Origin of the sequence: Glaciecola sp. MF2-115 (genome assembly GCF_047250385.1) — a bacterium.
Lineage (GTDB): Bacteria > Pseudomonadota > Gammaproteobacteria > Enterobacterales > Alteromonadaceae > Glaciecola.
Window position 1 is genome coordinate 16448 of record NZ_JBLBVM010000047.1, and the last position, 26387, is coordinate 42834.

General features: G+C 39.7%; 25 protein-coding genes. 12 read left to right on the plus strand and 13 right to left on the minus strand.

The annotated features are described in order from the left end of the window. Positions 1-108: 108 nt before the first annotated feature. Positions 109-2136: a methyl-accepting chemotaxis protein gene (locus ACKLNX_RS07170; RefSeq protein WP_412971805.1), complete on the minus strand. Its 2028-nt coding sequence runs from the start codon at positions 2134-2136 to the stop codon at positions 109-111. 435 nt (positions 2137-2571) lie between these two features. On the opposite strand from ACKLNX_RS07170, the gene fur reads away from it, so the two are divergent. After that, positions 2572-3000, plus strand: a complete 429-nt coding sequence (fur, locus tag ACKLNX_RS07175) for a ferric iron uptake transcriptional regulator (RefSeq protein WP_412971806.1) — start codon at positions 2572-2574, stop codon at positions 2998-3000. A 301-nt stretch (positions 3001-3301) separates the two neighbouring features. On the opposite strand, the gene ACKLNX_RS07180 is transcribed toward fur, so the two are convergent. From ACKLNX_RS07180 to ACKLNX_RS07195, 4 genes are read right to left on the minus strand one after another with little or no spacing between them, the layout of a single operon-like run. Further along, positions 3302-4159, minus strand: coding sequence for an aminotransferase class IV (locus ACKLNX_RS07180; RefSeq protein WP_412971807.1), 858 nt, complete (start codon positions 4157-4159; stop codon positions 3302-3304). Positions 4160-4170: 11 nt separating this feature from the next. Beyond that, complete coding sequence (locus ACKLNX_RS07185; RefSeq protein WP_412971808.1) at positions 4171-5169, minus strand: biotin-dependent carboxyltransferase family protein; 999 nt, start codon at positions 5167-5169, stop codon at positions 4171-4173. A gap of 2 nt (positions 5170-5171) precedes the next feature. Further along, positions 5172-5957: a 5-oxoprolinase subunit B family protein gene (locus tag ACKLNX_RS07190; protein ID WP_412971809.1), complete on the minus strand. Its 786-nt coding sequence runs from the start codon at positions 5955-5957 to the stop codon at positions 5172-5174. Continuing rightward, positions 5954-6691 carry a 5-oxoprolinase subunit PxpA gene (locus ACKLNX_RS07195; protein ID WP_412971810.1) on the minus strand — a complete coding sequence of 246 codons (738 nt, stop codon included), beginning with the start codon at positions 6689-6691 and terminating at the stop codon, positions 5954-5956. Before ACKLNX_RS07195 ends, ACKLNX_RS07190 begins: the two co-directional genes overlap by 4 nt. A gap of 88 nt (positions 6692-6779) precedes the next feature. Between ACKLNX_RS07195 and ACKLNX_RS07200 the strand changes: the two genes are divergently transcribed. Together ACKLNX_RS07200 and ACKLNX_RS07205 are read left to right on the plus strand one after the other, a co-directional pair. Next, positions 6780-7634, plus strand: a complete 855-nt coding sequence (locus ACKLNX_RS07200) for a S1 RNA-binding domain-containing protein (RefSeq protein ID WP_412971811.1) — start codon at positions 6780-6782, stop codon at positions 7632-7634. Positions 7635-7654: 20 nt separating this feature from the next. Then, positions 7655-8062, plus strand: a complete 408-nt coding sequence (locus tag ACKLNX_RS07205) for an OsmC family protein (protein WP_412971812.1) — start codon at positions 7655-7657, stop codon at positions 8060-8062. A 4-nt stretch (positions 8063-8066) separates the two neighbouring features. Here the strand turns inward: ACKLNX_RS07205 and rmuC are convergent, their stop codons facing one another. Next, positions 8067-9803 carry a DNA recombination protein RmuC gene (rmuC, locus tag ACKLNX_RS07210; protein WP_412971813.1) on the minus strand — a complete coding sequence of 579 codons (1737 nt, stop codon included), beginning with the start codon at positions 9801-9803 and terminating at the stop codon, positions 8067-8069. 51 nt (positions 9804-9854) lie between these two features. Next, the gene (locus ACKLNX_RS07215; RefSeq protein ID WP_412971814.1) at positions 9855-11387 is read right to left on the minus strand and encodes a fumarate hydratase; all 1533 of its coding nucleotides are present in this window, start codon (positions 11385-11387) and stop codon (positions 9855-9857) included. A 110-nt stretch (positions 11388-11497) separates the two neighbouring features. Between ACKLNX_RS07215 and pabB the strand changes: the two genes are divergently transcribed. The 3 genes from pabB (at position 11498) to ACKLNX_RS07230 (ending at position 15150) form a co-directional block, all read left to right on the plus strand. Next, complete coding sequence (gene pabB, locus ACKLNX_RS07220) at positions 11498-13003, plus strand: aminodeoxychorismate synthase component I (protein ID WP_412971815.1); 1506 nt, start codon at positions 11498-11500, stop codon at positions 13001-13003. Positions 13004-13011: 8 nt separating this feature from the next. Further along, entirely contained in the window at positions 13012-13602 is a 591-nt protein-coding gene (locus ACKLNX_RS07225) for a CoA pyrophosphatase (RefSeq protein WP_411694740.1), read from the plus strand. 174 nt (positions 13603-13776) lie between these two features. Further along, positions 13777-15150 carry an L-serine ammonia-lyase gene (locus ACKLNX_RS07230; RefSeq protein WP_412971816.1) on the plus strand — a complete coding sequence of 458 codons (1374 nt, stop codon included), beginning with the start codon at positions 13777-13779 and terminating at the stop codon, positions 15148-15150. 180 nt (positions 15151-15330) lie between these two features. Here the strand turns inward: ACKLNX_RS07230 and cysB are convergent, their stop codons facing one another. Next, a complete protein-coding gene (gene cysB / locus ACKLNX_RS07235; protein WP_412971817.1) occupies positions 15331-16305 on the minus strand; it encodes an HTH-type transcriptional regulator CysB in 975 nt (324 codons plus the stop codon). Positions 16306-16578: 273 nt separating this feature from the next. On the opposite strand from cysB, the gene ACKLNX_RS07240 reads away from it, so the two are divergent. After that, a complete protein-coding gene (locus tag ACKLNX_RS07240) occupies positions 16579-17298 on the plus strand; it encodes a sensor histidine kinase (protein ID WP_412971818.1) in 720 nt (239 codons plus the stop codon). A 36-nt stretch (positions 17299-17334) separates the two neighbouring features. Next, a complete protein-coding gene (locus tag ACKLNX_RS07245) occupies positions 17335-18099 on the plus strand; it encodes a hypothetical protein (RefSeq protein ID WP_411694744.1) in 765 nt (254 codons plus the stop codon). A gap of 32 nt (positions 18100-18131) precedes the next feature. Here ACKLNX_RS07245 and ACKLNX_RS07250 read toward each other — a convergent pair whose 3' ends face one another. After that, positions 18132-19016 carry a LysR family transcriptional regulator gene (locus tag ACKLNX_RS07250; RefSeq protein WP_412971819.1) on the minus strand — a complete coding sequence of 295 codons (885 nt, stop codon included), beginning with the start codon at positions 19014-19016 and terminating at the stop codon, positions 18132-18134. A gap of 123 nt (positions 19017-19139) precedes the next feature. Here ACKLNX_RS07250 and ACKLNX_RS07255 point away from each other — a divergent pair, with 123 nt between their 5' ends. The 3 genes from ACKLNX_RS07255 to ACKLNX_RS07265 all read left to right on the plus strand — a co-directional run bounded on the left by ACKLNX_RS07255 (position 19140) and on the right by ACKLNX_RS07265 (position 22037). Then, entirely contained in the window at positions 19140-19844 is a 705-nt protein-coding gene (locus ACKLNX_RS07255) for a CoA transferase subunit A (RefSeq protein WP_411694746.1), read from the plus strand. 2 nt (positions 19845-19846) lie between these two features. Continuing rightward, the gene (locus ACKLNX_RS07260; protein ID WP_412971820.1) at positions 19847-20506 is read left to right on the plus strand and encodes a CoA transferase subunit B; all 660 of its coding nucleotides are present in this window, start codon (positions 19847-19849) and stop codon (positions 20504-20506) included. 157 nt (positions 20507-20663) lie between these two features. Continuing rightward, the gene (locus tag ACKLNX_RS07265) at positions 20664-22037 is read left to right on the plus strand and encodes a DEAD/DEAH box helicase (RefSeq protein WP_412971821.1); all 1374 of its coding nucleotides are present in this window, start codon (positions 20664-20666) and stop codon (positions 22035-22037) included. Between the two features lie 48 nt (positions 22038-22085). Here ACKLNX_RS07265 and ACKLNX_RS07270 read toward each other — a convergent pair whose 3' ends face one another. The 4 genes from ACKLNX_RS07270 to ACKLNX_RS07285 form a co-directional block, all read right to left on the minus strand. Continuing rightward, entirely contained in the window at positions 22086-22514 is a 429-nt protein-coding gene (locus tag ACKLNX_RS07270; RefSeq protein WP_412971822.1) for a GNAT family N-acetyltransferase, read from the minus strand. A gap of 113 nt (positions 22515-22627) precedes the next feature. Next, on the minus strand, positions 22628-22876 hold the full coding sequence (locus tag ACKLNX_RS07275; RefSeq protein ID WP_411694750.1) for an EF-hand domain-containing protein: 249 nt from the start codon (positions 22874-22876) through the stop codon (positions 22628-22630). Positions 22877-22961: 85 nt separating this feature from the next. Beyond that, entirely contained in the window at positions 22962-23957 is a 996-nt protein-coding gene (locus tag ACKLNX_RS07280; protein ID WP_411694751.1) for a rhodanese-related sulfurtransferase, read from the minus strand. 115 nt (positions 23958-24072) lie between these two features. Continuing rightward, positions 24073-24579, minus strand: a complete 507-nt coding sequence (locus ACKLNX_RS07285) for a hypothetical protein (RefSeq protein WP_412971823.1) — start codon at positions 24577-24579, stop codon at positions 24073-24075. A gap of 148 nt (positions 24580-24727) precedes the next feature. Between ACKLNX_RS07285 and ACKLNX_RS07290 the strand changes: the two genes are divergently transcribed. Beyond that, positions 24728-26377, plus strand: coding sequence for a response regulator (locus tag ACKLNX_RS07290; protein ID WP_412971824.1), 1650 nt, complete (start codon positions 24728-24730; stop codon positions 26375-26377). The last annotated feature ends 10 nt before the right edge of the window (positions 26378-26387 follow it).

Here is a 26387-nt window from a genome sequence, read left to right on the forward strand (position 1 = left end):
GAAGCTCCTTTTTTTATTGCTTGCGACTCATCCTTAATAAGCTTGACACTTTTCAGACTGTTTTAGAGAGTGCTAATGAAATTAAATTCTTGGGCTTCCTAAACAAACCTAAAGCCTAAACTTAGACACTGCTTGTTTTAATGCCTCCATTTGTTCGCCTAATTGATGCGTTGCACGATTAGATTCCTTCGTACTTTGCGCACTATATTCAGCCAATTCAACGATGCTCTGTAAGCTGGAAACGACATCATCTAACAAGGCGTCTTGGCTGCGTGTATCGTCGACAATTTGTTTATTTACGTTTGCCAAGGCCTCAATAATATGTCGAATATCAGTTACTTGAACTGTTACTTGCTTCGTTAATTCAACACCTTCACCCACCTGCTCAGTGCCACGATTGATAGCTTCGACAGCATGGCCAGCATCTTGTTGCAGCGCACCAATCATTTGTTCAATCTCTTCAGTGGACTTCTGGGTTCTGGTTGCTAAGGTTCTAACTTCGTCTGCGACTACTGCGAAACCGCGTCCCTGCTCTCCTGCTCTTGCTGCTTCAATCGCAGCGTTAAGTGCTAGCAAATTGGTTTGTTCTGCAATTGTTTTGATAACATCGAGAATACCACCGATTTTATGACTGTTCTCACCCAGTCGATGAATGATTGTGGCTGACTGCGCAGCTTGTTGCGACTGCTCTTCAACTTGGCGACGACTTTGTTCAACTAGGGACATAACCGTATCGGTTTGTTTAATTGCTTGCGTCATCTGCTCTTTCGATGAATTAATTTGTTGTAAGTTAGTTTGACTCGTTGCTTTAACTTGCAAGGTATTTGTTGAGGTAACACTAATTTGCTCTTGCTGTTTAGCGACTTGCTGCAAACTCCTATCACCCATTTCTATGCTTCTATGAGTTACTTCTTCAAGTACCTCCTCTTGCTCGTGAATGCTACCAATTAATGTTCGAAGTGCATCAATTAAGCGATTTACATTTTTGGATAATTCAGAGAATTCATCGTAGCCATCTTCATTCATTCGTTGACTTAAATCCCCGCTACTAAGCACTTTCAGGCGTTTGTTAACTTCCTTCAGAGGTCGAGCGATGCTTCTTGTTGCAATCAAAGCAAGTATGAAAGTAGCTGTTATTCCGATAACTGATACCACTATGTTTTTTATCTCATTGCTCAACACAGTATCAAGAATATCTTGTTGGCCTTGCAAGGTAGCCGAATTAACACTTTCAGTTAAGTCTCTCAGTATCTCATTTGTTTGACTAAGTGTTAGACTAGCATCAGCATATGCTTGATTAGCATTCTTGATAAGTTCGAGTCGCTGTCTTTGAAGCGCGTAAATACCGGCGTCCTGAGATAATATGCTTTTTAAGTTTTCAAACTGTTCATTGAAGCCTTCAACAATACCATCGTTTTCAACAGTTTCAGCCAAGCGGTTTAAGTAATTAGCATCCGCCTCAATGTTAGTAATATTGTATTGCATATCTCCAATAGTAGTTTCAATGAGCTCTGCATCTTCAGCTTTAGACAATTCCTCCAGAAATCCCAAAATGAGAGTGAGCTTATTATCAATGTTGTTTCCCATGCCTATTAGGGGTTCGAGATCTCTATTGTCGCCTTCTAAGTAGCTCAAATCCAACATCAAGGCACTTGCCTCATCGGCTAACCCTAATGCTTTGTCGCTGGTGATTGACAATTGTTGTTTGATATTGATGATGGAATCAATCTTCGAAAACATATTGTCGCTATGAGCAATGTACTGATTAGTCATATCAACGATTGAATCTAACTTTGTTTTGTTCTCATCAGCGACAAACTTACTCAGTGATTCTAGTCCGTCATGTAAACTTAGCGAAAGTGAATCGAAACTTGCTTTTTGTTTAGAGAGCTCGCCACCATCGGTTTCGTGATGTGCTCTAATAATCAGGTTGGATAAGGATAATATGTCGGTGCGGACGCTCGTCATTGCTTTTTGCATCGGCATCTTTTCTTCGATTACTGTTCTTGCTGATTGCTTTATATCTTGAAGGCCAAAAAAAGACATCAAACTAGTGAACAACAATAGAATTGCTAGACCGCTAAAACCAAGGATCATTTTCCTAACAACAGTGAGTTGCTTCATTAATTCAGGCATTTCTACACTCTTTATTTTTTATCACTCGCATTCAGAACAAATCACCTTTAAAGCAGATTTTAATCATTTCGCTTGTTTTTGGTTTCAGCACTAATAAGCATTACTTATCGATAATCATACTAAGATGGAAATAAAAGTTAAAGCAAATCAGATAAATGAAAGAATCGCCTTTAGACTCTTAATAAACAACGCTAGTAAATACACTATCGATTTAACTCCTAGATTGTCTGTGTTCACAATTTCAGAATTCGTAGACCTTTAATCTTTCGCTTTATATAGTATCGACTGATTTAACTATTTATTTTGTGTTTCTTTAATATTTATCAGTAATTTTTCGAAACAAAACAAGCTTATCTTATAAATATTACGGCAGATACTGTTAAATCTTTACAACTTACCTATAATACAACTCAAGTTTCAAAAACGAAGTTTCTCATGGACCAAAATAAAGAATTAAAAAAAGCAGGACTGAAAATTACATTACCTCGTTTGAAAATCTTGGAGATCCTTCAAGAACCAACAAATCAGCATATTAGCGCTGAAGATGTGTATAAGATATTAATTGAGCAAGGTGAGGAAATTGGCCTTGCAACTGTGTATCGCGTACTCAACCAGTTTGATGATGCTGGTATATTAAACCGCCATCATTTTGAAGGTGGTAAGTCGGTTTTTGAAATTAGTCACAAAGAACATCATGATCATCTCGTCTGCTTAAGTTGCGGCAAGGTATTTGAATTCGAAGACAATGTGATTGAAAAGAGACAAGAAGAGATAGCAGCTCATAATGATATGAAGCTTACTAATCACAGCTTATACCTTTACGGTGAATGCCAGAAAGTTGATTGCGAGAATGCTGATCAGTAGTTGATTTGATCTGTGTTTATTATAAGCTTTTTGATTGATTTAGGAGGTCCTTGCCAGCCCATAATACTGTTTATTTAAGGATTAAACACCTCTTGTCATTACTGCGAAGGCAGTAACCTCCGTCTATTTACACAAAGCAAAGATTGATAAATTGAGTTAAAAGGGGCTTAAACGAACAGTATTGTACCTTTGCAAGGATGACCTTGGATTGATGTGCTTCACTCAAGCAGCTAGTCATTACTGCGAAGGCAGTAATTTCCCACGAAAGACAACTCTCCCTCTTATAACAACAATAACTTAATTAACAATCAAACTTATGTTTGTTATAAGCGGCTTGAGCCTCAGCCCAAACAACTCCTTTAGAACCATCTCCTACTGCTTTACCATCAATTGATAATACAGGCCCTATTTCCTTACTAGAACTAGTTAGCCAAACCTCATCAGCGTTCAGTAATTCTCCCAACGAAATAATGCATTCATTAACTTTATAGCTTGTATATTTAGCTATGGCATCAATAGCAATCCGTCGTGTTATACCCGGCAACAATTGATTGTCTAAAGGTGGTGTTAATATTTGCTTATCTTTTACGATAAATACATTACAGGCCGCTGCCTCAGTAATTTCTTTTTTGTCGTTATAAAGAATAATTTCATCAACTCCAGCATCTTGTCCTTGCTGAAAGTGCATCACATTACCAAGCAAAGAGGTTGATTTTATATGACATCGCTGCCAACGAAGATCTGGTCCAGTTGTTACATGAAATCCTTTTACGTGTTCGTTATCAGGGCTTTGGCTAGGAGGTGTATCGAAAGCGTAAGCAAATACAGTTGGGGTGATGTTATCGGGATACGCATGAAAGCGCTTTACATCCGTACCACGACTGACATGAATATAAACGCCTTGTGAGCTATTGTTATTGTGTGAAATCAGCTTTGTAATTATCTTTGACCACTTTTCAGCGTCTAGTTCATACTTTATCCCAACGCTTTGCAATCCGTTTCTCATGCGCTCTAGGTGCAAGTTTAAACCAACTGCTTTACCAGCGTATGTTGGTATCACTTCATAAATACCATCACCAAATAAAAAGCCTCTGTCCATGGGCGAAATCTTTGCTTCATTTGCAGCTACAAGCTTACCATTTAAATATACATTACTCATTGCTATGCGCCCTATTTTGCTTGCTGTCGCGAAAATCTATCTAGCCTAGATTTTGATAAAAGATAAAGTTGCCGTGCGGTAAATAAATCAGTTTCTTCGAAGCGAATGATGGAACCTGGACGGCACTGTCCTAGTATAGGTAAATCGTTGCTGATTATACTGCCCAATTTAGGATATCCACCAATTGTTTGGCGTTCGGCTAGCATAATAATCGGTAAGCCCTCTGGCGTAATCTGAACTGCGCCATTGGCGATCCCCTCAGAATAAAGCTTCACAGATACATGCCCAATAGAGTCACCGCGAAGACGCATACCCATCGCGCTTGTTTCTTGGCTAACAGTAAATTGCTGATGAAAAAAACGAGCTTTCATTTTATGATCGAATAAGGCGTGTTGGTATGCTAGTACCACTTTAATTATATACTCATCACTTATTGGTGTCTCGAGTAGTGATGCTTTAAATCTATTAATTTCAATTAAGCTGTTCTTCGCTACTTGGATATCTTTTAAGTTTTCAGCACCATAACTATCAGAATCATAACTATCAGAATCATAAGAAATAACATCGCCAGGCTGTAGACTCTTTCCATCTGAGTTTATACCGCCCGTTTTTTCCCGCGCTACTGCACAAACAGAGTTGAGGAAAGGCTTTGTTGAAAATGGATTAAGACTAGCAATGTAGTTTCTCGCACCAGTCGATGGCTGCTCAATTTCTAGGGTTTGCCCCTTGTTTAAAACGAAAGCCTGATTCAACGGCTGAGCATTTCCATCAATTTGAATTTTAGAATGCGCGCCAGTGATTGCTATAATCAAGCTTTCTGTAGCAATCGCTTTAAATCCACCTAATAGGATCTCAATAGTGGGCTGAGTTTTTGGGACTCCGAGGATCGCGTTGGCGAAAATATGGCTATTCGTATCCAGTGCACCAGACTGAGTATAGCCAATGTGTTGATGTCCGACTCTGCCTAAATCAGTAAACCGCGTGGCTAAACCTGCTGCTAGGATTTTCATTCTTAATGCCAATTTAAGTATTGTTGTTCAGTGATTGGAAAAAATTCGACGTAGTCTCCCGCTCTTAGTAGTGGCGTAACCTCAGCAGATCTTTGTTCATTATTGTGAATTAAAAGGTCTATTGGCGTATAGCCGAGAATATGCCACCCACCGGGTGATTCGTCTGGATATATCGCGGTTTGGCGGTCAGCTATTGCCACTGCACCTTTTTGTACTTTGCTTCGCGGATTGTTTAGCCTTGCTTGCGACAATTCTTCCGGTAGTTCGCCCAAGTACGCAAAACCAGGTAGAAATCCGGTAGCGAACACTCTGTAGCAAACAGCACAATGCATTGCGATAAGCTCCTTTATTGTTAAAGCCTTTTCCGATGCAACCTTTTGTAAATCAGATTCAAACGAACTAAGCTCGTAACACACAGGTATTTTATGCAAGGTTGATGACTCACCCTGTGTATCACTTTGCTTATTTTCATCCATCACGCCTTCTAGCAAAGTCCCAATATGACTTAGCGAGGAATTAATTAAATGTCTTAGGTAACGATTAACAGCCAAATGATCGGTGTCAAATAAAAAGTACTCAATCAACAATGATGTATATGAAGGTATGTATTCACGCAGCCACGTTGGCCTATTAGAAAGCAATTCCTTTGTCAGCAAGCCAATCAAAGCATTAGACTTGTCTAAACCTAGTTTTACATCGTTAACATAGAGAATGATGCTGCAATCTGATGCAGTCCTGATTTCTATTAAATCGCTAATATCCTTTTGCGAATTATCACAATTATTCAATCATTTTGTCCTAGAAGGATTTCTCTTATTCTTGCTACATTGTTTATAGCTTCAGGGGTATCACCATGTACGCATATTGTATCAGCTGAAATAGAAAGCACCTTTCCGCTATCCGTAATCACCTCACCTTTTTCAATGAGCCGGCGAGCTTGCTCAACAGACTGCGCACCATCTAGAACCGCTCCGGGTGTGCTACGAGGACTAAGAAAACCAGAATCAAGATAAAGACGATCTGCAAATGCCTCAAACAACAAATTCACACCATATTCTTCTGCCTCTATGCGCAGTTTGTCATTTTGATTTGTCGCTTGAACAACTAAGGGTAAGCTAATGTAGTACGTTCTAATCGCATTATAAACCGCTAGTCGCACCGCTTTATTGCTCATCATGTCGTTGTAGAGTGCGCCGTGAGGTTTAACGTAACTCAGGGTTTCTCCTTGGCATCTAGCCAGACCATCGAGTGCTGCTATTTGAGCTTGAATAATATGGCACAATTCTTCAGCTGGAATCGACATACTTCTGCGACCAAAGCCTTGAATATCCGGATATGATGGGTGGGCGCCAATACTCACACCGTGGCTTTTCGCCAATGCGACAGTTTGATGCATCACTTTTGGATCACCTGCGTGACCGCCACAAGCAATATTTGCCATATCGATGAAAGGCATAATGTCTTTATCAGCATTAATTTGCCAATGTCCGTAGCTCTCGCCTAAATCCGCATTTAATTTCATATAACCTAAATTAAGCATGATGATGAAAAAGTCAATCCTGTTATACTAATGCTAATACCTCAAAAAATCATGTAAAAGAGAGTCTTAAATGGCAATTATCGGTCAAGTGAATGATTTAGTCGTCACCGACGAACTCCCCTTCGGCTATTCTTTGGCTTATGAAGGCACAGATTCTGATATAAATGAAACTGTATTCATGCCAGTGAGTGATACCAATGGCCAGTTTGTAAAAGGCCAAACCCTACAAGCATTTGTTTATTATGCTCAAGATGGCAGTATTCAAGCGACACAGAAAGAAGTCCCAATCAAAGTAAATGACTTTGCTTTACTCACTTGTACTGGCGCGACTGACTTTGGTGCATTTTTTGATTGGGGAATGGAACGCGATTTACTAGTCCCGAAATCAATGCAGCATAAGCCAATGGATATTGGTTTGAGCTATGTCGTTTACTTACTCGAAGACCCAGACAATAGAAAGCTAGTAGGTTGCTCGAAACTTTACCGTTTCTTAAATGAAACAGCAGATGATTTAAGCCCGGGGCAAGAAGTATCAGTTATCGTCTTTGATGAAACCTCTTTGGGCTTCAAGTGTATTATAAACAGAGAGTACCAAGGCTTACTTTTCAAAAGTGATTTATTTAAAAGACTTGCCATTGGTGATCAACTTACCGCGTTTATTAAACAAATTAGAGGAGATGGTAAAATTGATTTGTCTCTGCAACGACAAGGTAAAGAAGCACGAAAAGACCTAGCAGCTGAAATCATTGATGATTTAGAGGCTCACGGTGGCATTTCTACGCTGACAGATAAAAGCTCTGCCGATGAAATATACGCTCGCTACCATGTTAGTAAAGGGGCTTACAAGCGTGCTATTGGCACACTGTATAAAAATAAAAAGATACTGCTAAGCAAAACACACATAAGCTTAGTTGAGAAAAAGTAAATATATATTTAGGTGATTAAATGAAAGCAACAGTTGTATGGGAACCCTCTGAAGATGGACTTGGTTTTGAAGGCGAAATGGATAATGGTCGAACACTCAAATTAGATGGCAATGGCCAAAATTTGTCTCCTATGGAAGCTGTGTTAATTTCCGTGGGTGCATGCTCATCTGTAGACGTAGTTGAAATTATGCGTAAATCTCGTCAGAACATGCAAGGTTGCTATTGTGAACTTGAAGCTGAACGCGCCGAAACTGCACCTAGAAAATTCACAAAGATACATGCTCACTTTGTTGTTCAAGGTAAGGACATCAATGAAAAACACTTAGCTCGTGCAGTGCAATTAAGTACTGAGAAGTATTGCTCTGTGATGCTCATGTTGACAGGCAATGTCGATATAACAACGAGCTTTGCCGTGCAAGAAAGTTAGTCTATTAGTCCTTATCTGCGTCTTCAGGCTTTGCCTGAAGATCCTCTAAGCTTTGTGCTGAATCGCTTGTATCTGTACTTTTTTCAAGGCCTTCAATTCCTCTATCAGCACTTTTTCCATGCTCACCTAAGCCATCATCAACCTCTCCATCGTCACTCTCTCCATCATCATCGTGTGAACTACCTTCCACCAAACTAGCATCGAGAGATTTCGTTGGTGTGACACCTAGCTTCTTAAACTGCTCTGCCTGCCTGACTAAGTTGCCCCTACCCGTCGATAATTTACCCATGGCAGATTCATAAGCTTTTGCGGTTGCATCAACGTTTCTGCCAATCTTTTCCATATCCGTCACAAAGCCATGGAACTTGTCATACATTTTTCTGGCTTGTTCCGCAATTTTATTAGCATTTTGATTCTGATATTCGTATTGCCAGATATTATTGATCGTGCGCAATGCAACTAATAAGTTGGTCGGGCTCACCAACATAATTTGATTATCTAACGCGAGTTTGATCAAATCCGGCGCATTTTCAATGGCAGAAATAAATGCGGATTCAATGGGAATGAACATCAACACATAATCAAGCGTGCGAACACCGGTGAGATCTTGATAGTCCTTTTTGCTTAAGCCTTTAATATGACCACTAATTGAATTGATATGCTCCTTGATTGCACGTTGTCTTGCATCATCATCCTTAGCATTCACATATTTTTCGTGGGCAATTAATGACACTTTTGAATCTATAACAATATCTTTGTCGTTTGGAAGATGAACGACAACATCGGGTTGGTAACGCTTTCCATCAGTGTCTTTCAGAGATTTTTGGGTTTCATACTCATGCCCATTGCGTAGTCCCGACTCAGTTAGGATGCGCTCTAATACGAGTTCTCCCCAGTTCCCCTGTTGCTTATTATCACCCTTAAGCGCATTGGTAAGCGCTGCAGCTTCTTCTGTAATTTGCTTGTTCAGTTCTTTCAGACTCAAAATTTCTGTCTTTAAAGAGGCTCGTTCTTGACCTTCTTTCACATATTGCTCAGATACTTGGCGTTTAAACGCTTCAATTTGCTCTTTCAGTGGCGCAATAAGGTGTGTAATTCCAGATTCGCTGGTTTTAGTAAACTTTTCAGATTTCTGTTCAAATATCTTGTTTGCCAAATTTTCAAATTGCGTTGAAAGTTGCTTCTCTGCGTTTTCTAGTAAGTTTAGTTTTTCAGCGAAACTCTTTCTTTCCTGATCGAAACCGGCTTGTTGCGATTGATAACTAGCCTGAAGTTCAGAATAGCGAGTGGTCATTTCATCTAAACTTTTAGAAAGCACTTCATTTTCAGTTTGCTTTCTCGATAGTTCGTCTGCTTTTTGACTTAGGGTCCCTATTTCGCGTTGATTTTCAGCAATAGTGCGACGCGCAGAATCTAGCTGTTGTGAATAATCAAACTCAACTTTTCCAAGTTTTTCCTTGAGTTCAGCTATTCTAGATTCGTTCTGCTTGAAACTCTGATCACTTAAGGCTAATTGCTGTTTAAGCTGCTGGCGCTCAGTATCGTACTCTTCTTTTTGGTCATTCAACCTCTGAAACAAGGTATCTGTTTGCAATGTTAGTTCAGATTGATGTTCAACTATTAAAGCTTCAATTTTACTTTTTGCTTGTGAGCGGAAAATTAAAGCTACAATAAGGGCCGCACTTATAGCCGCTATGCCCGAAGCGATAGCGACTTCAATGTTCATGAATGCTTGTAACATCTGCTACAGATCCTTGTAATAAATTATGAGAATACGAATTTGCAAAAGGGGCTATTTGCCCCTAGCTGCGGCTTCCATGTCGGCTATCTTTAATTTCCAAATAGCTGGACCCGTTTCATGCGCATTTGCCCCTGTGCTATCTACAGCGACAGTCACCGGCATATCAACAACGTCAAATTCGTAGATTGCCTCCATACCTAGATCCTCAAACGCAACCACTCTCGACTTTTTGATCGCTTTTGACACTAAGTAGGCTGCGCCCCCAACTGCCATTAAGTAAACGGCTTTATGTTTAGCAATACTTTGCACTGTAGCTGGGCCTCGCTCTGCTTTACCAATCATGCCAATTAAGCCCGTTTGCTCAAGCATCATGTCGGTAAACTTATCCATGCGTGTTGCTGTAGTTGGGCCAGCAGGACCTACAACTTCACTTCCCACAGCATCGACAGGGCCTACGTAGTAAATGAATCGATTAGTTAAGTCGACGCCCTCTGGCAAGCCTTCACCATTGTCTAACATGGTTTGAATGCGCTTATGTGCAGCATCTCTACCTGTTAACATCTTACCGCTTAGGAGCACCGTTTCTCCAACTTTCCAGTCTTGGATATCTGCTTTCGTAATGTCGTCTAGATTTACGCGTCTGGTGTCCTTGCTAACTTCCCAAGTCACTTTCGGCCAATCTTCAAGTTTTGGCGGCTGCAGTTCAGAGGGACCTGAACCATCAAGGTAGAAATGCGCATGACGGGTTGCGGCACAATTTGGGATCATAGCGATAGGCTTCGATGCTGCGTGTGTTGGTACTGATTTAATTTTAATATCAACGACGGTCGTTAAACCGCCTAAACCTTGTGCGCCAATACCTAAATCGTTTACTTTCTTAAAAATATCTAATCGCAACTTTTCTTCAGTCGTTTCTGCTCCGCGCTCCATTAATTCTTGGATATCAACAGGGTCCATTAGACTTTCTTTCGCTAGAACAGCCGCTTTCTCTGCTGTTCCGCCTATGCCTATTCCTAACATGCCTGGTGGGCACCAGCCTGCCCCCATTGTTGGCAGCGTTTTTACTACCCACTCAGCGATATCATCGCTTGGGTTTAGCATGACCATCTTAGATTTATTTTCGGAACCACCACCCTTAGCAGCGATCATGACTTCAATTTTCTCACCCTTCACTGTATCAATATGCACAACTGCTGGTGTGTTGTCTTTTGTGTTAACTCGAGCGCCAGCAGGATCAGACACAATAGAAGCCCGTAAAGGATTATCAGGGTTAAGATAAGCACGACGAGTTCCCTCATCTACCATCTCCTGAACCGTCATATCCGTTTTATCCCAAGTTACCCCCATCCCGATTTTAACGAAACAAGTAACAATACCAGTGTCTTGACATAATGGACGCTTACCTTCAGCAGACATTCTTGAGTTGATTAGAATCTGTGCCATAGCATCTTTCGCTGCTTGGCTTTCTTCTCGGTTATACGCAGCTTCTACAGCCTTTACATAGTCTAAAGGATGATAATAAGAGATAAATTGCAACGCATCTTCAATACTGTCTATAAAGTCTTGTTGACGAATGACGGTCATGAGGTCCCCTGTTTTTTTCAAAGATTGATATGGTTTTAATAATTAGGCAAGTATACTACCTAACTCATGTTTATTTCGCCAAGAAAACCTGATTATTTACGAGGATGACATTGTCTCTACCAATATTCATTGAAGAGTGCACAGAACTGGAGGGAACTTCAGCTGTCGACGTATTCGGCAATTTTCAGCACAAACCATGGGCAATGTTGCTCGACACCTGTAATAACCAACTCAGCGATGGTCAATATGACATTATCGTTCATTCTCCGGTTGCTAAACTAGTAGTCAAGAATAAGCAATTAGTCGAATCAGCGGATGCAGCTTGGTTAAGTTTGCTAGATATTCAGCCGTCTACTTCCAACACTTGTCCATTTGAGCGTTTAGAGGCGATCCATAGTAAATTCAAATCAACAGTCGACTGCACAAGCAAGAGTGAACTCCCATTCCTGTGTGGCGCCTTAGGCTATTTCGCTTATGATTTGAACATTCAGTTAGATGGCATGAAAGATAATCATCCTGCACAATATGTTGCACCAGATTTGGCTGTTGGTATTTACGATCAAAGTTTAATTTTTGATAACAAGACACATAAAGTGTACTTATGTTACATCGATTCAGAACGAGCTGAGGAATTACGAGCCACTGCTTATGAACTGAATGAGCATAGCGTAATTCCCAAAACTGAGAAATTCCAACAACTGACTCAATGGAAAGCTAATCAAAGTGAGTCGAAATATCATCAAAACTTACAAATAGTTGATGACTATCTGCACGCCGGCGATTGCTATCAAATTAATTACGCACAACGTTTTGAAGCTGGCTATAAAGGTTGTGAATGGGATGCTTATCAAAAATTGAGAGCAGTTAACAAGGCCCCCTTTTCATCATTTATTCGATTGGACGATAACTGTATTTTAAGTGTATCACCCGAACGATTCTTACAAGTTAAATCAGGTGTTGTTGAAACTAAGCCTATTAAAGGGACGCGAAAGAGATCGCAGAACAGTGAAGAGGATAAGAAACTAAGCGATGAGTTGCTGAATTCCGAAAAGGATAAAGCTGAGAATCTAATGATAGTCGACTTATTGCGTAACGACTTAAGTAAGCATTGTGAACCGCACTCTGTTGTTGTTCCAGCACTCTTTAAGTTAGAAAGTTATCCCGCGGTGCATCATATGGTAAGTACTGTACTGGGAAAATTAAAAGCAAATTCGTCACCCATACAGCTATTGAAAGGTGCTTTTCCAGGCGGCTCTATAACAGGTGCACCAAAGCATCGCGCGATGCAGATTATTCAGGAGCTTGAGCCGGATAAACGCAGTATTTATTGCGGAAGTATCGGTTATATAGGCATACGCGATGATATGGACACGAGTATCTGTATACGCACAGTATTAGCTGAAAATAATCACCTGTATTGTTGGGCTGGCGGTGGTATCGTTTTAGATTCTGATATCGCAAGCGAGTATCAAGAAAGTTTAGATAAAGTGGCTAAGATACTCCCTATTCTGGCGGAAACCGTTGTTGATGCTAGTTTTGATGCTAGTAATGCTGAAGAAGCTGAGAGAGCAGAACAGGTAATGAATAACAAATTAGCGCCACACGGAATGAGTTAAATTAGCATATGAATGAAAAAGACTTCTTATCGAAATTTCATCTACCGTGGTCTGCAGGGCCCTATTTAGACTTTCCATTCCCGGTCGAAACTAGACCTGCTGCAGTCCTCATCTGTCTGCAACCCCCATTTGATGATTTACAAGTCTTATTTACTCAACGCGCCAGCCACCTCAATCATCATGCCGGGCAAATTAGTTTCCCGGGCGGAAAATTTGAAAAAAGCGACACATCACTTGTTCATACAGCATTGCGTGAAGCAGAAGAAGAGATTGGCCTAAGCCCTGATAAAGTGAGAGTCCTTGGTACCTTACCTGAGTATAAAACAATCAGTGGCTTTGCTGTTCTACCAGTGATTGGAATACTAGATGAGTCAGTCGATTTAGACACTGATTTAAAGATAGATAAAAATGAAGTGAGTCGAATTTTTCAGGTGCCGTTATCTCATTTAATGAACCAGCAAAATTATTTTGTGCATCATGCTGAACGCCGTAAGCAACGTTTTCCTATATATTTTATCCAATATGGTAATGATGTCATTTGGGGAGCAACAGCAGGTATGACCGCCCTTTTATGTCAGCATATCGATTTTTACTCATAACAAAATCACAGCCTTTGTGACGTTCCCTCTGTTTTTAAGCGCAATCAAATCAAAACTCAAATGATAACACCGCATTAACAATACTAATGCAACTGATTAGTAATTCTCATTTGTTTATTATCCAATCTGTGTAAAACTGTTAATGGGTATAATAACGAGTTAAGTGACAAAAAAATGATCAGTGTTTTTGACATGTTCAAGGTGGGTATAGGCCCATCAAGTTCCCATACTGTTGGTCCTATGCGAGCGGCAGCTGTTTTCTGTGATGTTCTAAAAGAAGCTGGACTGTTTGATAAGATCACAGCAGTCAAAACTGAGCTTTACGGCTCTTTAGGACAGACTGGTAAAGGACACGGCACAGGGAAAGCAGTTATCTTAGGGCTGTTAGGTTATTTGCCTGAAAACGTCCCCGTCAGAGAAGTTGATAGCATGTTAGCTGAAGTAGAAAGCAAACAGGCCTTAATGCTAAACCAAGAACACAGTATTCTATTCCCAAAAGATGGTGCAATCGTTTTTCACCGTAGAAAAACATTACCATTGCATTCAAATGGAATGACATTTTTTGCTTACGCTGGCAGTGAATGTGTGCTTCAAACCACATACTACTCTATTGGCGGAGGATTCATTGTTGAGGAATCTGAATTTCAAGCTCAAAAAGAAGAGAAATTCGCTGAACAACAAGTTGACGCACCCTTCCCATTTTCGACTGCCACCGAACTTATGCAAATATGCCACGATAATGGCTTCTCAATTAGTACATTGATGCTGCGCAATGAGATATCAATATTACCTGAGAACGTGCTTAGAGATCGATTAGTGCATATTTGGGAAGTAATGAAGGAATGTGTTGATAACGGAATAAATACTGAAGGTATTTTACCTGGTGGTTTAAAAGTCCATCGACGCGCTTATTGCTTATATCGCAAACTTAAGAATGAAAGTAGCAATGATCCAATGCAGGCCATGGATTGGGTTAATTTATTTGCTCTCGCTGTTAATGAAGAAAATGCAGCAGGAGGAAGAGTCGTAACTGCACCAACAAACGGCGCTGCAGGTATTATTCCGGCAGTACTGTGTTACTTCGATAAATTCATTCGTCCTGTTGATGACGATACCGCATGCCGTTACTTACTTACCGCTGCCGCGATTGGTATTTTATATAAAAAGAACGCATCTATTTCAGGCGCTGAAGTCGGCTGTCAGGGAGAAGTTGGTGTCGCATGTTCAATGGCTGCTGCGGCTTTAACAGAAATATTAGGCGGTTCTGTAGCAGCAGTAGAAAACGCAGCAGAAATCGGTATGGAGCATAATTTAGGTCTGACTTGCGACCCCGTTGGTGGCTTAGTGCAAGTACCGTGTATAGAGCGTAATGCGATGGGGGCAATCAAAGCTATTAATGCATCTCGCCTAGCTTTCAGAGGAACGGGTAACCACAAAGTATCATTAGATAAAGTTATTAAAACTATGTGGGATACAGGTAATGATATGAAAACAAAATATAAGGAAACCGCTAGAGGCGGACTGGCAGTTAATATCATTGAGTGCTAATACGATCTTTAGGTATTTTTTTTTATTGATAACGCAGAATTAATAACGCAAAAAATAATAAAAAACGAAGTCATAAAAAACCCGATACAAGTATCGGGTTTTTCTTATTCCTCAGCTTCAATGCTTTACTTCATCTTGCTTTACTTCATCTTGCTTAGCCTGAACTGTTTGAAACGGCAATTATTTAACAGGAAGTGTAAGCCCCTTAAACATCTTCTCAACTTCGTCATTATTCTTTTGCATCATCGCTCGTTCTACAACGTCTTTCGTCAAGTGCGGAGCAAAACGCTCAATAAAGTCGTACATATAACTTCGCAAGAATGAGCCCTTTCTGAAGCCAATCTTTGTAGTGCTGTAGTCAAACAAATGACTTGCATCAATTTTGACTAAATCAGAATCTAGTTCGTCACTCACTGCCATAGAAGCAATAACACCAATCCCAACACCCAAACGAACGTAGGTTTTAATCACATCTGCATCTGTCGCAGTAAAAACAATTTTCGGTGTTAAACCGGCGGTATTAAATGCTTGATCAAGTTCAGATCGGCCTGTAAAACCAAAAACATACGTCACCAAGGGATATTTTGCTATATCTTGAATGGTAATAGAGTTTTTCTTCGCTAACGGGTGTTCTTTGTTTACAATCACAGAGCGGTTCCAGTGATAACAAGGTAGCATCACTAAATCGTTATAAAGGTGCAATGACTCCGTTGCGATCGCGAAATCCGCTTCTCCTTTCGCCGCCAAATCACTTATTTGAGAAGGTGTTCCTTGATGCATATGCAAGGAAACTTTAGGATACTTTGACATGAAGCCTTTAATCACGTCTGGCAGTGCGTATCTGGCTTGAGTATGCGTGGTTGCTATGTTCAATTTACCTTGATCAGGTAAGGTATGCTCGCGAGCTACGGCTTTAATGCTCTCTACTTTTGCTAGGATTTCTCGCGATATATTGATCACATCCTTGCCAGCTTCAGTCACATGTGTGAGGTGCTTCCCACTTCTACCAAAAATCTGAATGCCTAATTCATCTTCTAGCATTCGAACTTGCTTACTGATACCGGGCTGAGAAGTAAAAAGAGTTTCAGCAGTTGCTGATACATTAAGGTTATTGTTTAGGACTTCGACGATATATCTTAATTGTTGTAATTTCATTAAATAACCTAGGGTTTGTTTTGCAGTATTGGCGAGTTCTGCATAATAATTGTGTTTAGCAATTTTGGTTTATACACTTTATAACTAAATAATAGACAATTTAAAACAAATTTGCATAAGAATTTATGTAAATTATGTGAAATCAACTTTTTTAATACCAACTTGAGTCTTTTGATACCTTAGTATTCTTTTAAAATACGGATAAAATGTATAAATAATATAGAATTAGCGCTATCAGCCGATAAATCAATCAAGCAATTAAAAAGGTGAGTTATGCCAAAAGACAAGCATCACAGCAAGGTAAATAATAATGACCAAAACATTGACTTTGCTTCAGTGATGGCCGTTGCTGTGCACGACATGAAAAACTCCCTTAGTTTACTATTGCAGACTATCGAAGATTTGTCTAAATCACTCCCTCCTTCCGAAAATGAAAGCAGAGAGCACATTGTCGACTTGCATTATGAAGCAAGTAGGATGAATACGACCTTGGTTCAAATTCTTTCCTTATATCGAGTTGAGTTAGATGCCCTGCCGTTAAACATTGATGAATGTTTTATGGAAGATCTTGTTTATGAAGTGATTGAATCAAACAAAACCTATACAAAACAAAAAAATATCACTTGTTCAGTTGACGTTGATGGGGAATTATCTTGGTTTACAGATAAGGATTTGTTATTTTTGCTATTGAATGATGTACTCGTTAACGCGATACGTTATGGTGCGAGCGAAATTAAAATCTCAACCCTAGTGGAAGATGGATATTTATGCATAACAGTTGAGGACAATGGACCAGGATACCCTCAACGTATGTTAGATATGTCGGATGCTGCAATGGAATCACTGTGCGTTAGTGAAGGAAGAACAGGTTTAGGTTTGTTCTTCGCGCGAATGATTGCACAAACACATAAAAATAAGAATCGACAAGGAAGTATAAAGTTGAGTAATAATAGTGTTACAGGCGGCAGTATATTTAAGGTACTATTGCCTTAAAGGACACGTAAGCGACTCCAACAATGGAAACCTTTAATGAGCTACACAATTGTCATACTTTTAATCGCCATTCTTATTATCGCTGGTATATCAGCGAGTGCGGTTCAACAACATAAAGAACGCAAAGAGTCACAAAAACGCGAAGAAGTAAGCCGCCAAAGAGCGATAATCGAAGAAACTGAAAACGCACTATCAGCAGCTGAACAAATGCCGGTTTCTCAACAGTTAATTGCGGTTATTCTCCAGCGTATCCAAAATGCCTTGAAATTGAGTTTAGCTCAAAACCCTAACCCTGATTTAAAGCAACGCCTTTCAGAAACGGCAAATAAACTTAAAGCCATAGATGTACTCGAGCCTGCACCCGACCATAGTTCTTTCAAACTTCCAGCAAACGACAAAGTCATTATCAAGTATATTCAAGCTGTAAAAAGGCTTCGGGTAATTTTGCGTTCAGAGCATGGCAAAGGAAATATCAGCCCTAAAGTGTTTTCAATCGAAGATAAGAATTTAGAAAGGTTGCAGCTTCGTGTTAACGTTGAAACGCTTAATAAGCGAGCAAACGATGCGATTGGTGGGAATATGCAAGGCAGTGCTAGACAGTATATTGAGAAAGCGGTAAATGCCTTAAAAACTCACAAACCACAAGATGAATACACTACTACCCGTATTGAAGAGTTCGAAGCTACGCTCAATGGCCTTGAAAATGCAATGAAAGCAAGCAACTTGGCACAAATTGCGGCGGAAAAAGAAAAAGAGAATGAAGAAATTGATGATCTCTTTGGTCCCAAAAAGAAATGGTAAATGCATCTTAAGTATCATAAACCTAGATAATTTTATCTATTCGAAATATTCAAACCATCAACAAATGCTTGCGCTGCTGAAGACAAAGCCATATTTTTGAGCGTAATTAAACCAACCCGCCTTATAATATCTAAGTCAACCACCTTCCTACTCACACAACCCTTCGCTTCCATCTGTTTTTGCACCATTGAAGGCACAATAGCGATACCCATTTTAGAATGCACTAAATTACCAATCGTACTAAATTGAGAAGCCTCAACTGCTATACTTATTTTGTTGCCACTGAGTGCAAGTTTTTCATCAACCCACTTTCGAGTGCTTGAGCCTCTATTCATGCTTACAAATGGGTATTCAGTAATACGGTTTAACGTAATTTCTTTTACTAAATTCAACTCGTGATCAGGCGGCATAATTAACACAAATTCATCCTCAAACATTGAATGAAAATTGAGTAAATCATTTTCTTCTGGTTCAAATACAAAACCTATCTCGGCCCTTTCACTTAGAACACTTTCGATAGCCACTTCCATGATGACATCATATATCCTCACACCTATATTTGGTTGCGCGTAACCAAAGGAGGCTAATAGATACGGTAATTTACCTTCCGCAAAGGAAGGCATTGAAGCTATCGTTAAAAGACCTTTTTCAAGCATAAATAGCTGCTTTACGTCATCTAATGCATTTTCCCAGTCTGCCAATAAACGCCGTGCAACAAGCAAAAATGAAGTTCCCTCTGGTGTTAACTTCACACTCCTGGTTGAACGACTAAATAACGCTCCACCTAACTGCTCTTCCATCTTCTTTATCGCACTAGACAATGCTGGTTGTGATACGTGAAGTTTATGCGAAGCTTCTGCAAACGATTGACACTTCGCTAAAACGACAAACGCTTGAATGTTTTTAATCGATACCATAATTGTCCTCTTGCGCTCAATTGATTAATAACTTAAATTTATCAATTGTGATAATAAATCAATTTTACATATTTAACAGCATAGTGAATACTGTTGTTAAAATAAACAAAAAAGAGAGTACTCATGGCAGGTTTTGACAAGGTAGTAACAAGCTACGCAGATGCAATGCAAGGTCTTGAAAACGATATGACAGTAATTGCCGGTGGATTTGGTCTTTGTGGCATTCCAGAAGGTTTAATCGCTGAAATCAAACGCATGGGAACCAAAGGTTTAACGGTTGTTTCAAACAACTGTGGCGTTGATGGTTTTGGACTTGGCGTTTTGCTTGAAGATATGCAAATTAAGAAAATGGTTTCTTCATACGTCGGTGAAAATGCACTCTTTGAAAAACAACTACTTAATGGTGAACTAGAGGTAGAGTTGACACCTCAAGGCACCCTTGCAGAAAAAATGAGAGCCGGCGGAGCAGGCATTCCTGCATTCTATACAGCGACAGGCTTCGGCACGCCAGTGGGTGAAGGTAAAGAAAGCCGTCAGTTTAATGGCCGCGACTATATCTTAGAAGAATCAATAACCGGTGATTTCGCAATAGTTAAAGCTTGGAAAGCTGATCGTTACGGCAACTGTATGTACCGTCACACTGCAATGAACTTTAACCCAATGGCTGCAACGGCTGGCAAAATCACGGTTGTAGAAGTTGAAGAAATCGTAGAGCCTGGCGAACTAGAACCGAGCCAAATTCATACGCCTGGTATTTATGTTGACCGAGTTATTAAAGGTTCGTTTGAAAAACGTATCGAACGTCTTGTTACAGCAAAAGGAGCTTAATCATGGCATTATCAAGAGATCAAATTGCAATGCGCGTCGCTCAAGAGTTTCAAGATGGTGATTACGTAAACTTAGGAATTGGTATCCCTACTCTAGCGGCAAACTACGTACCCGAAGATATTCAAGTTATGCTGCAATCCGAAAATGGTTTGTTAGGCATGGGTCCATACCCTACTGAAGATAACGTTGATGCAGACATGATCAACGCAGGTAAAGAAACAGTTACCGCTTCAACAGGTGCATCTATTTTTAGCTCTGCAGAGAGTTTCGCGATGATCCGTGGTGGTCATGTCGATTTTACTGTTTTGGGCGCATTTGAAGTTGACGTTTCAGGTAGCATTGCTTCTTGGATGATCCCAGGTAAATTGATTAAAGGCATGGGTGGCGCAATGGATCTTGTAGCCGGTGCTAAAAATATTATTGTGACCATGACTCACGCAGATAAACACGGTAACTCGAAGCTGTTGCCAGCCTGCACATTGCCATTAACCGGTGTAAATTGCATAACACGTATCATTACTGATTTGGCCGTCCTTGAAGTAAAAGACAATGCCTTTCATTTAAGAGAACGTGCGCCGGGTGTAAGTATCGAAGAAATTATCGAGAAAACAGCTGGTAAGTTAGTTGTAGAAGGTGATATTCCAGAAATGACCATCGGCTAAACCAAACTAGCATCCGTTTAAATAAGACCATTACGAAGGCTTAAAATTGGTAAAACGAAGTTATTATGAAACCCTAACATTAATATGTTGGGGTTTTTCTTTTATAACGGCCGTAATTCAAGGATAATGCCTAAGAATTTTTTAAAGAGGCTTTACCTTGTTATTTTCTGAACTCCCGATTGATAGCCGCGTTTTAAAAGCGCTTTCTGTTATGCAAATAGACACGCTAACCGAAGTACAGCATAAAAGCATTCCGCACGCCTTAAAAGGCAAAGATGTTGTTGCCGGCGCTAAAACGGGTTCAGGAAAAACACTAGCATTCTTGGTGCCAGCGGTTAATAGATTGCTAACCAGTAGACCTCTCACGAAAGCAGATCCGAGGGCAATAATTTTAGCCCCTACTCGTGAACTAGCAAAACAAGTGTTCTTGCAAGCAAAGAAACTGACATCCACGCAAAATATGCAAGTTGCATTAGTTGTGGGTGGAGAGAACTACAACGACCAAGTCAAAATGTTACGAAAAAACCCTGACATTATCGTTGCCACTGCTGGCCGCTTAGCTGATCACATCAATGGTAAAAGCTTTTTCCTAAACGGCATCGAACTTTTAATTTTAGATGAAGCCGATCGCATGCTTGAATTAGGCTTTTCTGAACAACTAGATCTTATTCACCGTTCGGCAAATCATAGGAAACGTCAAACCATGATGTTTTCTGCGACCATAGACAGTGCCGCAGTGCATGCTATGACTGAGAAGATGCTCAATTCTCCCGAACAGATCGTGATAGATAATGTCGCGATACCTCACGCAGATATAGAACAAAAATTCTACCTATCAGATGGCGTGTCTCACAAAGATAAGTTGTTAATTAAATCACTCGTTCTTGCCAATAGAGTTCAGGCCATCGTCTTCACAGCGACTCGTGAGGACACAGGACGCATCGCTAAGCAACTTGAGGACGAGGGTATTAGTGCTATTAGTTTGCATGGCGAATTAGCTCAGGGACAGCGTTCGAGTGTCATCAATGCCTTCTCTCGAGGCTTACATACGGTACTTGTAACGACAGACTTAGCCTCTCGCGGCTTAGATTTGTTGAATGTCGCGTTAGTCATTAACTACGACTTACCAAAATTTGCTGATGAATATATTCACCGTATAGGCCGAACAGGTAGAGCTGGGAATAAAGGTGTTGCAATATCCTTTGTTAGCGGAAAAGATTGGCATAGTTTTAGCGCTATAAAATCAAAACTCACACAAGACTATTCTTTTTCTGAATACGAAGATCTCCCAAGTAAATTTAAGGGCAGAAGAGCCGTAGTTGAGAAAAAAGAGCTCGCAAAGAAATCAGAAAAAGCCAAGCCGAAAGCAATGAAGAACCCGGTTAAGAAGCGCGTTAGAGCAATGGATTCAGTGGATACAGGCTTCATTCCAATTAAACGCAAAGTTAGACAGCTTGTTGAAGATGTAGATAACGACAATGAATTTAACTTCAGTTCTGACAATGATGATGAAAGTACACCTAAAGAGTAAGAAAATACATTGAGAACTGCGCTTCCTTGGCGTGCTAATTTGAGAATACTAACAGCTTAAATCCAACTTCAAATTTAAAAAACGCTCGTCTTCGTTTTCTATTACAAATCCATTTCTTTTATAGAGCCCTACTGCTGGGCTAATTTTGAATACTCTCAATTTTATAGTAGCTAAAAGAGCGTCTTGTGTTCGGCGCTTTACTTCATTCAGAACCAGTTGACCAATGCCTAAATTTTGATGTGAAGGTTTTATTTGAATATCTCTGAGGTAGCAACAATCGATTTCATACTGCAATCTGAAAACACCAACGACCTCGTTGTCGATAAGAATATCATAATTGTCGAGATCAGCAGTTTTACCCTCTATTATTTTTGAATCCCAACTTACTCCATACCTTTCATAATATGAACGCATATTGTCAAAAGTAAGTCCTGCTGCTTTGTTTAGGCATTCAGTGTTTCTGAAAGTAATGCTCACTAAGCCTCCTATTAACTTAAAGATGATGCAGTGCAAAGGTTCTTAAATGAAAAAAGCCCTGCATACGGAATATGTAGGGCTTTAATTATACTTTCAAATAGCGTTTAGTGGTTCTAATATTCCCACCAACCATCTTTCCACCATTCTAGAAACTCTTCAAAGTCGATATAGCCATCGCCATTACCATCAATGAGCGAGAAACCTTCTTGTACGTTCCCAGCTTTTGTTTTTGGTGATAACACGGTCAGTAATTCGATGAACTCATGCAGATCGATTTGCCCATTTAAATCTCTATCGAAAAAATCGAAGTCTTTTCTTATTTCCGCAATTTGTGCGTCTGTTAATTTTTGATTGTTGCTCATCGTTGATCCTTGTGATCATTTCGCAGTACAGACCTCAAAGTTTACTCCTTTAGGACCTAGAGTGTCTAGGGTAAATGCGAACTTACTATCCTTTTTGTTTATTTTTCAATAGACTGCGAGCACGCTGTTCAGCCGCTTTTTGCTTACGTTTTTGTTCAATAACTAAGCGCGCTTCAGTACCCACATGCTCTTCATTGCGCTGTTTTGCTAGGCGCACCTGCTTTTCGCGTTCACGAAAGCGCTCAATTTGTTCATCGGTGTGAGTACCAAAACATTTCGGACAACTAACACCTGGCTCAAATTTATCACTTAACTTATCTTCTTCAGTAATGGGCAAGCGACAACCGTAGCATTGGTCATACTCACTTTTTTGAAGCTCGTGATTGACTGCTACTCTATTATCAAAAACAAAGCAGTCTCCTTCCCAAAGTGAATCTTCTTTTGGTACGTCTTCTAAGTATTGCAAGATGCCACCTTCGAGGTGATACACTTCTTCAAAGCCTTGCTCTTTTAAGTAAGCTGTTGATTTTTCGCAGCGGATCCCACCAGTACAAAACATTGCCACTTTTTTATGTTTGCTTGGATCGAGCTCCTTTGCTACATAAGCAGGAAACTCTCTAAAGGTTTCTGTCTTTGGATTGACAGCATTCTTAAATGTACCAATTTCAATTTCATAATCATTACGGGTATCAACAAGCGTAACCTCTGGATCTGAAATCAATTCGTTCCAGTCTTTTGGCTTAACATAACTCCCTACTGTTCGCTTTGGATCTATGCCTTCAACACCCATCGTGACAATTTCTTTTTTAAGTTTTACTTTTGTACGATAAAAAGGTTGTTCCTCATGCAATGATTCTTTACATGATATAGGGTTGATGCGCTCATCGGCATTCAGGTAGTTAAGTAATTCATCAATAGATTTTCGAGTACCTGACACGGTACCGTTGATACCTTCTACAGCAAGCAGAAGTGTCCCTTTAATTTGTCTCGCTTCCATGAATTGACGAAGTGGTTCGCGCATTTCTTCAAAGTCATTAAGTGTGACGAATTTATATAGAGCGCATACGATATAGTTGTTCATAATTTTCCTTTTGCGGATTGGAACGTAAAACCAGAGCAAAATTGCGCGCGCAAAATAGCAGAAAAATGATAATTTTACCATTCAAACTTAATCGAGCTTGATATAAATCAAGAAGCTATATGAAAAATTGAGAGGCTTTTGGTATTAAGTCGTAAAGCAAAGTTTCATCAACAGGCATAATGCTTGGTTCTGATGATGTTTCAGTGTCTACAGCCATACTTTGCTTTTCCACGCGCTGTTTTGCATAGTAATCAAGACCAGCCAAGACCTCATCATCTAAACGGAGATGGTTATTGTGTTCTGATAAACCCTGTGGGAAAAAGGAATTAAGTAATTTTAAAGTACTATTTGCTTGTTGGTTAACAGCCTCTGAAAAGTCCCCTTGTCGGATGTAATCTTGCTCAGTAAACTGCAAGGATGGGTGTTTGTAATAATGTGATTTTATATCAGCATATACAATTTCATCCGTAGCCGCATTATCAGCAAATCTTGGCTGCGTGGATAGATCTTTTTCCAGCATCGATAAATACAGATAAAACAAACTCTTATCTGTATTTATTGATTTTACGCTTCGATTCAACCGCAATTGTTGTTCAATGTGCGGGAATTTAATTTTATCCATCGTTCTCATAGTTAATTGGCTTATATTTTGTTATCGTCAGTAACAACGATTTCCTCAAGTTTTAACTTGAAGATACGATAAAAAAGTATAGCTAAAACAACGATAGTTAACATGATGTTGACCAACATTTAAGGTAGCCGTTTTCTGCATGGATAAACTAGATTATGCCGACAAGCGATGTTTGGTCGTAGAAGACCGACGTCCCTTCCTAACCTTGCTCAAAGGATTATTAAATAGTTTAGGTGCAAAAAAAATTGATATAGAGCTAAGTGCCGAGTCTGCACTAAAAGCCTGTAAAAAAATCTCATACGACATTATTGTGTGCGACTTGCACTTGGGCAACGATAAAAAAAATGGCTTTGAATTTTTAGAAGAAGTCAGAAAGCATCATCTAATAAAACCTTCGGCTATCTTTATTATGATAAGCGGCGACAGCGCTCGCTCAATGGTGCTTGGCTCTCTCGAAAAGCAACCTGACGACTACCTAATTAAACCGTTCTCACAAGCTCAACTAAACTCAAGAATTACGAGAGCAATTAGCAGACGTTTAACACTCGCCTCGTTATACAGCCTAATAGAACACAAAAAATATGAACTGAGCATCGAAACATGTAAGCACTTTCTTGAAATCGGTACAAAGTACAACGCTTATTGTACTCAAACCTTAGTTCAACTTTATTGGCAAACTAAACAATACGACAAAGCTGAGTTATTGCTGGATAAGGTGCTAAACGAACGGGAAATTCAATGGGCCTTGAGCGCGATGGCTCGAACAAAGTTGTTACAAGAAAATTATGTTGACGCTATCGATTTAGCCAAACAGGCAATTGATTCCTTGCGTATTGACGTAGACTCATATGACATTTTAGCTGATGCATATTTGAAGAATGAGATGCCTGATGAAGCATTAAAGTATATTAAAGAAGCGCTAAGCTTATCCCCACTCTCGATTGAGCGTCATTATAAGGTGTGCACCATTGCTCGAGTCAACGATGACTTTCAAACAGCGATGGAGTCAGCACAATCTATTTTTGAATTATCACAGCGCTCAATACATCGTAACGTCAATCATATGTGTAGTTACATTCGCAGCATTTTAGACGCAGCGGAAAATACACATGACAGCAAAGAAAGAAGCAAGTTAATGCAAGATGCTTTATATGCAATTAAGCGCATAAAGGTCGACAACACAACTTCAACAGTTCAGAACGGTTTTGATTTTGCTATTTTTGAAAAGCTCATCGAAGCTAGATTAGCGTTTCTAAACGAGCGGCACAGCGAATCTAAAATTGCTTTAGAAGAAGCTCAAATAAAAATCGAACAGCAGTTCACTCAGTACCCAGTAAGCCTTGCTGCTGAAAGTTTGAAAACGATGCTAGATTTGGGAGACTTTGAAGAAGCAATTAAAGTACGAAATACAGTCCTAAAGCAGGATACAGAACTAGATAGCAACATTGAAAACGCAATTAAAGACGCGTTTTCTCAGGTTGATGAGAAACAAGAACAATACATCAAATTTAACAAAGAAGGCGTGCAAAAATACAGTGATGGTCAGTATCAGAGTGCCTATGAATCATTCTCAGAAGCGAAAAAAATAGCACCTATGAATATTGGTGTAACACTCAACCTTTTGCAGAGCATTGTTAAAATATTAGAGAAAACGGTTGAGGCGAATACAGCGCTGCAACTGGAATGCAAAGAACATTATCGATACATCACTAATATGCCTTTGCGAAAAGTACACAAACTGAAATTTGAAAAAATGAAACTTGATGCGGAAAACGTAATGTCTAAGTGATTGCTAAAAT